This window comes from Frankia gtarii (assembly GCF_025403375.1).
Classification (GTDB): Bacteria; Actinomycetota; Actinomycetes; order Frankiales; family Frankiaceae; genus Frankia; species Frankia gtarii.
On sequence record NZ_JAMPTM010000228.1, the window covers coordinates 1 to 10,640 of the forward strand.

The window sequence follows — 10,640 nt, forward strand, 5'->3', positions numbered from 1 at the left end:
CCACAACCCCCACCACCTCCCGCGCCATGTCGCCGTGGTCGTATTCATCGACTTCGGCCATCCGTCCCTCCGTCGCGGGCGCCGACAGCCATAGTGGTCGCGTCGTCCGGCGGGCGACGCGACCGAATCCGCGAGCTGCCAGTCCGGGCCATCCCGTCCTGGACATGGTGGTGCCGGTCTACAACGAGCAGCGGGATCTCGGGCCGTCCGTCCGGCGGCTGCACGCCTTTCTGCTCGAACGGTTCCCGTACCCGTTCCGGATCACGATCGCGGACAACGCCAGCACCGACGGGACCCTGGCGCTGGCCCGCGCCCTGGCCGCCGAGCTTCCCGGCGTCGCCGTCACCCATCTTGAACTCAAGGGGCGGGGGCGGGCGCTGCACGCGGTGTGGTCGGCCTCGGACGCCGACGTCCTCGCCTACACCGACGTCGACCTGTCGACCGATCTGGGCGCCCTGCTCCCCCTGGTCGCGCCGCTGATCTCCGGGCATTCCGACGTCGCCGTCGGCAGCCGGTTGAGCCGCGGGTCACGGGTGGTACGCGGGCCGAAGCGGGAGATCATCTCCCGTTGTTACAACCTGCTGCTGCGCCGGACGCTGCGGGTGCGGTTCCGCGACGCGCAGTGCGGCTTCAAGGCGATCCGCGCCGACGTCGCCGCGCACCTGCTGCCGCACGTCGCCGACACCGGCTGGTTCTTCGACACCGAGCTGCTCGTCCTGGCCGAACGCTGCGGGCTGCGCGTGCACGAGGTGCCGGTGGACTGGGTGGACGATCCGGACAGCAGCGTCGACATCGTCGCCACCGCGCTGGCCGACCTTCGGGGCATCGTGCGGGTTCGCCGCGCGATCGCCAGCGGCACCGTGCCCGTCGCGCACCTGCGCTCCTGGGTCGGCCGCGGCCCGCTCTCCCGGGGCTCCGCGCCGCTCGCCCCCCTCTCGCCCTACCCGGACGTCACCCCGGAGCACCGACCCAGCCAGCACAGCCAGCACAGCCAGCACAGCCGCGCCACGCTTCCGAGCGCCGACCGGGCGACCGCCCCGACCGGCGCCGGCACCCCGCGCTGAACCTCGGCTGCCGTACGGGCGGCGCGACCGATCTCAACCTGGCGCGCCCGGGACGGTTTCCTCTGACTCTGGAGTTTGCCCGATGACGACCACCGCACCCGATGTCGACCAGTCCGACACGATCCGGCTCGCCCCGCGGCCGGGCGTTGCCGGGCGCTGGGCCGAACCGCCGCCGCCTCCGCCGCCGGGCAGGGGGCACGGGCGCCTCGGGCGGCTGGCCCGGGGGCCGGCGGACGATCCGGTGTGGGTCCGGCCGACGCTGCTGGCCCTGCTCGCCGGGACGGCACTGCTCTACCTGTGGAACCTCAGCGCGTCCGGCTACGGCAACAGCTTCTACGCGGCGGCGACCCAGTCGGGATCGCAGAGCTGGAAGGCGCTGCTGTTCGGCTCGCTGGACGCCGGCAACGCGATCACCGTCGACAAGCCGCCGGCGTCGCTGTGGATCTCCGGGCTGTCCGCGCGGGTCTTCGGCTTCTCGTCCTGGTCCGTGCTCGCCCCGCAGGCGATCGAGGGGGTCGCGGCCGTCGGGCTGCTGTACGCCACCGTCCGGCGCAACGCCGGCGCCGCCGCCGGGCTGCTCGCGGGCGCCGCGTTCGCGCTGACCCCGGTCGCCGCGCTGATGTTCCGCTTCAACAACCCGGACGCCCTGCTGGTGCTGCTCCTCGTCGCCGCGGCCTACTGCACGGTCCGGGCGACCGAGCGGGCCAGCGCACGCTGGCTGATGCTCGCCGGAACCTGCATCGGCTTCGGCTTCCTCACCAAGCTGGCGCAGGCGCTGCTGGTCGTCCCGGCGCTCGGCCTGGCATATCTGATCGCCGCGCCGACGGGGCTACGGCGCCGGGTGCTGCACCTGGCCGGCGCGGCCGGGGCGATTGTCGTCTCCGCCGGCTGGTACGTCGCTCTGGTCGACCTGTGGCCGGCGTCGTCGCGCCCCTACATCGGCGGTTCCACCGACAACAGCCTGCTGCAGCTGGCGCTGGGCTACAACGGTCTCGGCCGCATCTTCGGCTCCTCCGGCGGCGGGGCCGGCGGCGGCGGCGGCGGTGGCGGGATGGGCGGCGGGGCGAACACCGGCTTCGGTGGCGCGACCGGGATCACCCGGTTGTTCGGATCGAGCATGGGCTCGGAGATCTCCTGGCTGCTCCCCGCGGCCCTGCTTGCGCTGGTCGTCGGACTGTGGCGGACCAGACGGGCACCCCGCACCGATCCGGCGCGGGCCGCGCTCGTGCTGTGGGGCGGCTGGCTCGTCGTCAGCGGGCTGGTGTTCAGCTTCATGAACGGGATCATCCATCCCTACTACACCGTCGCCCTGGCGCCGGCGATCGCCGCGCTCGTCGCCGCCGGCGGGACCGCGCTGTGGCGCGACCGTGCCCGGCTCCCGGCGCGGGCGGCACTCGCCGCCATGATCGCGCTGACCGGTGCCTGGAGCTTCGCGCTGCTCGACCGGGCGCCGACCTGGCTGCCGGCGCTGCGCTGGGTCGTGCTCATCGGCGCGCTGGCCCTGGCCGCCGCGCTGGTCGCCGGCGCGGCCCGGTTCACTCGGGTGACGGCGGTGCTCGCCACGGCGACGGTGCTCACCGTCGGCGCCGGCGGCGCGGCCTATGCCGCCAGCACCGCCACGCATCCGCACACCGGATCGATCCCCACCTCGGGTCCGTCGAGCGCGGCGATGGGCGGCGGCGCCGGTAACGGCGGACGTTTCGGGGGCGGCGGCACACCGCCCACCGGCACCCGACCGACAGGGACCCCGCCCACCGGCACGCAGGGATCCGCCGCCGCCAGCTCCACCGGCGGCAGCACCGCAAGCAGCAGCACCACCACGACAGGCAGCACCACCACGACAGGCAGCACCTCCGCAGCGAGCGGCACGTCCACGACAGGTAGCACCTCGACGACGGGCAGCACGTCCGCGGCGGGCGCGGGTGGTGCCGGCGGCCAGCAGTCCACGAACGCGGCGCTGACCGCGCTGCTGGCCCGTTCGACCACCACGTGGGCCGCGGCCACGACGAGCGGCGCGACCAGCGCGGCGCAGCTCGAGCTCGCCAGCGGGCAGTCCGTCATCGCGATCGGCGGCTGGGACGGCAGCGACCCGGCGCCGGCCCTGGCCCAGTTCCAGCAGTGGGTCGCCGACGGGAAGATCCACTACTTCGTGACCGGCGGCGGGGGCATGGGTGGCGGCATGGGCGGCGACCGTGCCTCGGGGACCGGCTCGCAGATCGCCACCTGGATCGCGGCGCACTTCACCGCCACCACCGTGGGCGGCCAGACGGTCTACGACCTGACCGCCACCAGCACGAACTGACCCCCACCAGCACGAACGGCTGACACGACACCGCTTGACACGACACCGCTGACACGACAGCCCGCCATGGCGGCGACGGACCTCCCGGGGACCGTTGCCGCCGTGGGGGCGTTTCGGCCCCGCCGCTGCGATCAACGCGCCCGGGTCGGCGCACCGTCCGGATGAGGGCGCGCTCCAGTCCCGACGATCAAGGTGTTCCGCGGAACCGCACCGCGCAACCGCTACCGAAATGCGGGCCAGTGCTCCGGCCTTCAGGCCGGGGGTGAAGGCCCGCGCGGGAAGGCCGCCTCGCGGCCTGAGCGTGCCCTAGACCGCACCTGGCCGGGACTGCTGCTCGATGTACTGCCGGAGCACGCTGATCGGCGCCCCGCCGACGGAGCCGGCGAAGTAGGACCCGGACCAGAGCCGGTTGGCCCGCCAGTAGTGCCGGACGAGGTCGGGGAACTCCTGCCGCATCCGGCGCGACGACACACCCTTGAGGCTGTTGACGAGCTTCGACAGGGCGACCTTCGGCGGGAAGTTGACCAGCAGGTGGACATGATCGCCCTCGCCGTTGAACTCGACCAGTTCAACCTCGAAGTCGGCGCACACCGCCCGCACGATCTTCTCCAGGCGAGTCAGATGCCGGTCGGTGAACACGCGGTGCCGGTACTTCGTCACGAAGACCAAGTGGGCGTGCAGAACGAAAACACAGTGCCTACCGGTACGGATGTCGAGATCCTGGGCCATAAACCAAGTGTAGAATGGTAGCATGCAGCTTCGGTACAACTACCGCCTCGACCCGTCGCCGGGTCAGATCGCGGCGTTGTCCCGGGCGTTCGGCTGTGCGCGAGTCGTGTTCAACGACGCGCTGAGGCTGCGGCAGGACGCCCGGGCGGCCGGGCTGGCATACATCTCCGACGGGGAACTGTCGCGCAGGGTCGTCACCGAGGCGAAGCGGACCCCGGGGCGGGCATGGCTCGGCGAGGTGTCCGCCGTCGTGCTCCAGCAGGCGCTGGCCGACCTGAACACGGCGTACCGGAACTTCTTCTCCTCGGTGTCGGGGAAGCGGAAAGGCCGGAAGGTCGCGCCACCCCGGTTCCGGTCGCGGAAGGACAACCGGCAGTCGATCCGGTTCACGAAGAACGCCCGGTTCACCGTGACGGCCGGGCGGAAGCTACGCCTGCCGAAGATCGGGGACGTGCCGGTTCGCTGGTCGCGGGACTTGCCCGCCGAACCGTCGTCGGTGACCGTGATCCGGGATCCGGCCGGGCGGTACTTCGCGTCGTTCGTCGTGCAGACGACGGACGATCCGCTGCCACCGGTCGAGTCCGAGACGGGCATCGACCTGGGTCTGACGCGCTTCGTGATCCTCTCGGACGGCACGAAGGTCACCTCGCCGACGTTCCTCCGCCGTGCGCACCGCAAGCTGCGCCGGTTGCAGAAAGACCTGTGCCGCAGGAAGAAGGGCAGCAGTAACCGAAGGAAAGCCGTCGTCAAGGTGGCCAGCGCGCACGCGCATGTGGCCGACGCCCGGCGGGACTGGCAGCACAAGCTCTCCACGGCGATCATCCGCGAGAACCAAGCGGTCTACGTCGAGGATCTGTGCGTGGCCGGTCTCGGCCGGACCCGGCTGGCCCGGTCGGTCCACGACGCGGGCTGGTCCCAGTTCGTGAACATGCTGGAGTACAAGGCCGTCAAGCGCGGCCGGGCGTTCGCCAAGGTCGACAGGTTCTTTCCGTCGTCCCAGGTGTGCTCGGCCTGCGGGGTGAAGGACGGCCCGAAACCGCTGGACGTGCGGGCGTGGACCTGCCCGGCGTGCGGTGTCCACCACGACCGGGACGTCAACGCGGCCCGGAACATCCAGACCGAAGGACGCAAGGTCGCCGCCGGGCAGGCGGAGACCGTAAACGCCCGTGGAGCGCGAGTCAGACCGGCACCTGTGCCGGCATCGCGCGGTGAAGCGGGAACCCGCCAGAAGATCACGCCCACAGCGGCGTAGCAGGCTGGAATCTCCACCCTTCAGGGTGGAGAGGATGTCAATCAACGTCGGTGCCGGCGTGCTGCCTGGCCAGCAGGGCACGCAGGCCCTCCACGATGAGGGCGTCGGCGAAGGCGGCGACGTCGCCGCGGTGGATCTGGGACCACGTCTGCTCCACCCGGCCCAGCGCCGGCCACTGCGCGGGCCGGTCGCTCGGGACGCCGCCGCCCGCGCCCCCGGCAGCACGCATCCGGCGCTGGATGATGGACCGGGCCATGCCGTAGTCCTGCAGGACGTTGAAGCCGAGTAGCGCGTTCTTCGGCGTCAGGCCGGCGTCGAGCAGGATCTGGAGGTAGCCGTCCATGATGCGCCAGCCGTGGGCGGTGGGCGGGCGGCCGAAGATCAGCGCGTCGACGCCCGGCCAGGCACCCAGCGCCTCGGACACGCGGCTGCGCAGCGTGCACAGGCGCACGTCCCAGTCGCCGAGGTCGGTCGGGGGGATCTCGACGTCGGCGAGAACCGCGTCGACGACCAGGTTGACCAGCGCGTCCTTGTTGGGGACGTGGTGGTAGGCGGCCATCGCGGACACCCCGAGCTCCTCGGCGAGAGCCCGCATGGTCAGCGCCTCGAACCCCCGGGTCGTCCCGACGCGCAGGGCAGCGGCGACGATGTCGTCGACCCCCAGCGCCCTCGCGGCCCCCGCCGGCGCACCGGGAGCCGCAGCCGGACGGGCACGTGCCGCCACCTCACCACCCGAACACGTCGACATACCACCGGACACGTTGATGCCACCGGGCGCCGCCGCCATCCCCGTCACCGCGGGAAACGCCCCGCAGTGAGTATAAAACCAGCGAAGTCGACGGGCCGGGACGTCCGGTCGCCGCGTCCGGTCGGGTGGTGGGGCGGGGATCAGTCGATGCGGCCGGTGGTGACGAGCTGGTCGACGAGGACGGGAACCTCGGCGAGGGCCCGCAGCGCGTCGTTGAGGTGGGTGCAGCCGTCGGTGCCGACGAGGAGTCGGATGACCCGGGCGCGCAGGGTCCGCATCGGCTCGCCGAGCAGCAGATCCACGTTGCCAGCGGCCGAGGGGCAGGTTTCGAAGGGCAGCACCCGCGGGTCCGCGTGGATCCCGACGAGCCGCATGGTGGCCGGGTCGACGGTGGCGTGCACGCCGTATTCGTGCACGATCGTCTCCACGCCCTGCGGGCTCCACATGCTGTCGCGGAACGCCGAGTCGACGGTCATGACGCCCTGCTCCCGGAGCTCGGGCGCGATCACGTCCACCCGGCGGCGGCGGCGGAACATCGCCGAGTCGCCGGGGGGTGCCGGGATCCGGTGCCAGGCCAGCGGATCGTCGGGCTGCTCCAACGGATGGGCGGGGACGAGGTTCTGCTCCAGCCCGCAGCCCTGGGACATCCGTTCCAGCGGGCCGCCGTCGGCCCGCCATCCCGAGCAGACCTCGCGCATCGCCTCGACCCGGCTGGCCTGCGTCGCTGCGGCGAACCTGTCCAGTTTGTCCTGCTCGCCCGGCCACAGCCGCCAGGCGATCGGCGCCACCAGGGTCGCGCCGGGCATGTCGTCGAGCAGGAAGTGCAGGGGCGATCCCGTGGTGACGTCCTCGGGGACCAGCTCGCGCAGGCGGGCACGGTAGCCGCGGCCGCCGTTCTGGCCGATCAGCCCGGCGAGGGCCCGGCGGGGGGGCACGCTGGTGAGGGAGCGCAGCGTCCGGGTGTTGTCGACGGTGACGCGCAGCTGCGCGGAATCGACGACCGTCGCCTGCCCGTCGCGCCCGGTGACGAGGTCACGGGCGCCGGCGCTGAGGTTCATCGGGGATCCGTAGCCGGCGGGCCAGGTCACGTTGAGATGGCTCGTGCGCCGCACCGATCCGGGCACGCGCCGCGGGGCGCCGCGGTGCGGACTGGCCGGCGGCGGGGTCAGGTCGGCGAGCGCCGGCAGTGGTCGTACGGGAGACGGCATCTGGACCTCCGAGCCCGGTCGGGCGGCATGCCGCGGCGGCACACCACCCAAATGGGCCAATGCGGCCGCGACATAACCCGTCACCCTTTACACAGTAAAGCTGAATTGCAAATCTACCCTTCGCAATGCCACTGCGCTGGGTGACATCGACCACGGGTCTCCGTCAGGACGGGAAGGCGAAGTCGCGGATCAGCGCGACGAGCTCCAGCGGGCGGTCGCTCTGCACCGCGTGGCCGGCGCCATCGACGGCGGCGTAGCGCAGGGACGGCAGCCGGCGGCGGAACTCGTCGACGTCGGCGTCGTGGACGTACTTCGACTCGCCGCCGCGCACGAGCAGCGTCGGCACGGTGATCGTGTCGACCTCGTCCCACAGCGAGGTGAAGTCGAGCCAGTCCGGTGTGCCCGGCGGGGGCGGGCCGAACAGGTCGTAGCGCCACGACCAGCGGCCGTCCGGCAGCCGGCGGGCGTTGTGGCGCACCCCGCGGCGCACCCCGGCGGCGGCCCGCAGCGGGCTGAGCGCGACCGCGGCGTCGGCCATCTCCTCGAACGAGGCGTAGGTCGGCGGTCCGCTGACGAGCGCCACCGAGCCGCGTTCGGCCGTCGTCATCGTCCGGTTCTGGTCGTTGACCTGCGGGGTGACGTCGACGATCACCGCCCGGCGGCACAGGTCGGGACGGGTCGCGGCCAGGTGGGTGATGGTCAAACCGCCGAGCGACATGCCCACGACGACCGCCGCGTTCGGCGCCACGGCCGCCACGGCGACCTCCAGCGCCTCGACGTTGCGCCACGGACCGTAGTCGCGGTCGGCGCGCCAGGACGACCGGCCGTGGCCAGGCAGGTCGAACGCCACCGCGGGCCGGCCCAGCGCGAGCGCCACATAGTCCCAGGTGTGGGCGTTCTGGGCGCCGCCGTGGAGGAACACCACCTCGGGATCGGCGGTGCCCCAGCGGATGTAGCTCAGCCGCCGGTCGGCCGCCAGCTCGACGTAGCCGCGGCTGACATCGGGCCGGCCCGCGAACGGCAGGCCGAGTTCCTCGGCGTTCTCGTGCAGCAGTCCGAACTCGTCGTAGTCGTCGGCCGCCAACGTGCTCTCGACATCGGTCGCCACGTCGCCTCGCTCTCCTCGCACCGGCCCCGCTCTGTTCGCACCGGCCTTCGGATGGCCGTGCCGTCCAGCGAGGCGTGATCCGTCTAGATGAGCCTCGATCCGGCCAGATGGGCCGTGATCCGTCCAGTGGGCAATGCTAGGACGGCGCGGGGGCCACCGTGCACCGCTTCCTGCCGCTCACCGGCGGCCGTGACGGGAATGTCGACCGCCCGGCCAGTTGTTAGTGTGAGTCAAGCAATCATCGGACGTGGACGCGGAGCACGCCGCCGGCTCCACCCGGAGTCAGCTCCACCCGGAGTCAGCTCCACCCGGAGTCAGCTCCACCCAGAGTCAGCTCGGCCCGGAGTCAGACAGGCCCCTCACCGCAGCGAAGCGACATCACCCGGCCCTCGGTGGCCCGCCTCGCGCCCATGCCATGCAGGACACCGGGGACCGCCCGTCAAGGCGGACCGGCCCGCATCGGTGACGGAGGGAGCAGCGCCGGATGTCCACGACCGCGGGGACTCCGGTCGACGCAGCGCGCCGGCCACACCAGGACGACCACTCGAGATACCGCTGGATCGCCCTGTCGAACACGACCATCGGGGTGCTGATGGCGACGGTCAACAGCTCGATCGTCATCATCTCCCTGCCCGCGATCTTCCGCGGGATCCACCTCGACCCACTGCAGCCGGGCAACGTCAGCTACCTGCTGTGGATGCTGATGGGCTACATGCTCGTCTCCGCCGTGCTGGTGGTGACGCTGGGCCGGCTCGGCGACATGTTCGGCCGCGTCCGGATCTACAACGCCGGGTTCGCCGTCTTCAGCGTCGCCTCGATCGGGCTGGCGCTGACCCCCTGGCAGGGTTCGTCCGGCGCGCTGTGGCTGATCGGCTGGCGGGTCGTGCAGGGCGTGGGCGGCGCGATGCTCATGGCCAACTCGACGGCCATCCTCACCGACGCCTTCCCCACCCGCCAGCGGGGCATGGCACTGGGCATCAACCAGGTCGCCGCGCTCGCCGGCTCCTTCATCGGGCTGGTCGCCGGCGGCCTGCTGTCGGAGTGGAACTGGCGGGCGGTGTTCTGGGTGAGCGTGCCGATCGGCGTGCTCGGCACCATCTGGTCCTACCGCAGCCTGCGTGACACCGGCCGGCGCGCGCCCGCCCGCATCGACTGGTGGGGCAACATCACCTTCGCGGTCGGGCTGACCGCGCTGCTCGCCGGCGTCACCTACGGCATCCAGCCCTATGGCGGCCACGACATGGGCTGGCTCAACCCGAAGGTCCTCGCCGCGCTCATCGGCGGCGCCGCCGTCCTCGTCGCGTTCGTCCTGATCGAACGGCGAACCGCGCAGCCGATGTTCAACCTGGCGCTGTTCCGGATCCGGGCGTTCGCCGCCGGCAACGCCGCGGTCCTGCTGTCCTCGATCGCCCGCGGCGGCATGCAGTTCATGCTGATCATCTGGCTGCAGGGGATCTGGCTGCCGCTACACGGCTACGACTACGTCGACACGCCCCTGTGGGCGGGCATCTACCTGCTGCCCCTGACGGTCGGGTTCCTCGTGGCCGGCCCGGTGTCGGGCTTCCTGTCCGACCGGTTCGGCGCCCGCGCCTTCGCCACCGGCGGCCTGACCCTGGTCGCGGCGACCTTCCTCGGCCTGCTGCTGCTGCCGACGGACTTCAGCTACCCGGCGTTCGCCGCGCTGCTGGTCCTCAACGGGATCGGCTCGGGCCTGTTCTCCGCGCCGAACACGACCGCGGTGATGAACGCCGTGCCCGCCGCGGCCCGCGGCGGCGCCTCCGGGATGCGCGCCACGTTCATGAACTCCGGCCAGGTCCTCTCGATCGGCGTGTTCTTCTCCCTGATGATCGCCGGGCTGTCCTCGACGCTGCCGCACTCGCTGCACAGCGGGCTTGCCGCGCAGGGCGTGCCGGCCGACGTCACCGACCGGGTGGCGCACCTGCCGCCCGTCGGCAGCCTGTTCGCCGCCTTCCTCGGCTACAACCCGATGCAGAACCTGCTCGGCGACGACACCCTGCGCCATCTCCCCACGGCGAACGCGCAGGCGCTGACCGGCAAGGAGTTCTTCCCGAACCTGATCGCCTCGCCGTTCCACCACGGCCTGATCATCGTCTTCTCGCTGGCCATCGCGATGTCACTGATCGCCGCGATCGCCTCCCTGCTACGCGGCGCGAAGTACGTCCACGTCGAGACCCTGCTCGCCGTCGAGGCCGCCGCCGGCCCCACCGC

Annotated in this window: 8 protein-coding genes; 4 read left to right on the forward strand and 4 right to left on the reverse strand. The window is 72.2% G+C overall.

The genetic code is table 11. The features are described 5' to 3' along the window. The first annotated feature begins 170 nt into the window (after positions 1–170). On the forward strand, positions 171–1,064 hold the full coding sequence (locus NBZ83_RS24775) for a dolichyl-phosphate beta-glucosyltransferase (protein ID WP_498041076.1): 894 nt from the start codon (positions 171–173) through the stop codon (positions 1,062–1,064). 82 nt (positions 1,065–1,146) lie between these two features. Continuing rightward, positions 1,147–3,366, forward strand: a complete 2,220-nt coding sequence (locus NBZ83_RS24780) for a glycosyltransferase family 39 protein (protein ID WP_261570709.1) — start codon at positions 1,147–1,149, stop codon at positions 3,364–3,366. Between the two features lie 306 nt (positions 3,367–3,672). Here the strand turns inward: NBZ83_RS24780 and tnpA are convergent, their stop codons facing one another. Continuing rightward, a complete protein-coding gene (tnpA, locus tag NBZ83_RS24785; protein WP_261570710.1) occupies positions 3,673–4,095 on the reverse strand; it encodes an IS200/IS605 family transposase in 423 nt (140 codons plus the stop codon). Between the two features lie 22 nt (positions 4,096–4,117). Here tnpA and NBZ83_RS24790 point away from each other — a divergent pair, with 22 nt between their 5' ends. Beyond that, complete coding sequence (locus NBZ83_RS24790) at positions 4,118–5,347, forward strand: RNA-guided endonuclease InsQ/TnpB family protein (protein ID WP_261575899.1); 1,230 nt, start codon at positions 4,118–4,120, stop codon at positions 5,345–5,347. 37 nt (positions 5,348–5,384) lie between these two features. On the opposite strand, the gene NBZ83_RS24795 is transcribed toward NBZ83_RS24790, so the two are convergent. From NBZ83_RS24795 to NBZ83_RS24805, 3 genes are all read right to left on the reverse strand, one after another. After that, positions 5,385–6,134, reverse strand: coding sequence for a TetR/AcrR family transcriptional regulator (locus tag NBZ83_RS24795; RefSeq protein WP_261570707.1), 750 nt, complete (start codon positions 6,132–6,134; stop codon positions 5,385–5,387). Between the two features lie 101 nt (positions 6,135–6,235). Further along, the gene (locus NBZ83_RS24800) at positions 6,236–7,303 is read right to left on the reverse strand and encodes a DUF2889 domain-containing protein (RefSeq protein WP_261570706.1); all 1,068 of its coding nucleotides are present in this window, start codon (positions 7,301–7,303) and stop codon (positions 6,236–6,238) included. 163 nt (positions 7,304–7,466) lie between these two features. After that, entirely contained in the window at positions 7,467–8,411 is a 945-nt protein-coding gene (locus tag NBZ83_RS24805; protein WP_261575900.1) for an alpha/beta fold hydrolase, read from the reverse strand. A 484-nt stretch (positions 8,412–8,895) separates the two neighbouring features. Between NBZ83_RS24805 and NBZ83_RS24810 the strand changes: the two genes are divergently transcribed. Continuing rightward, the coding region (locus NBZ83_RS24810; RefSeq protein WP_261575901.1) for an MFS transporter at positions 8,896–10,640 on the forward strand (1,745 nt) is incomplete at its 3' end.

What these genes read in the sequence shown, in the direction of transcription:
- tnpA (WP_261570710.1), bottom strand. Translation starts at nt 4,095, where the DNA reads ATGGCCCAGGATCTCGACATCCGTACCGGTAGGCACTGTGTTTTCGTT.
- NBZ83_RS24800 (WP_261570706.1), bottom strand. Translation starts at nt 7,303, where the DNA reads ATGCCGTCTCCCGTACGACCACTGCCGGCGCTCGCCGACCTGACCCCG.
- NBZ83_RS24790 (WP_261575899.1), top strand. Translation starts at nt 4,118, where the DNA reads ATGCAGCTTCGGTACAACTACCGCCTCGACCCGTCGCCGGGTCAGATC.
- NBZ83_RS24780 (WP_261570709.1), top strand. Translation starts at nt 1,147, where the DNA reads ATGACGACCACCGCACCCGATGTCGACCAGTCCGACACGATCCGGCTC.
- NBZ83_RS24795 (WP_261570707.1), bottom strand. Translation starts at nt 6,134, where the DNA reads ATGGCGGCGGCGCCCGGTGGCATCAACGTGTCCGGTGGTATGTCGACG.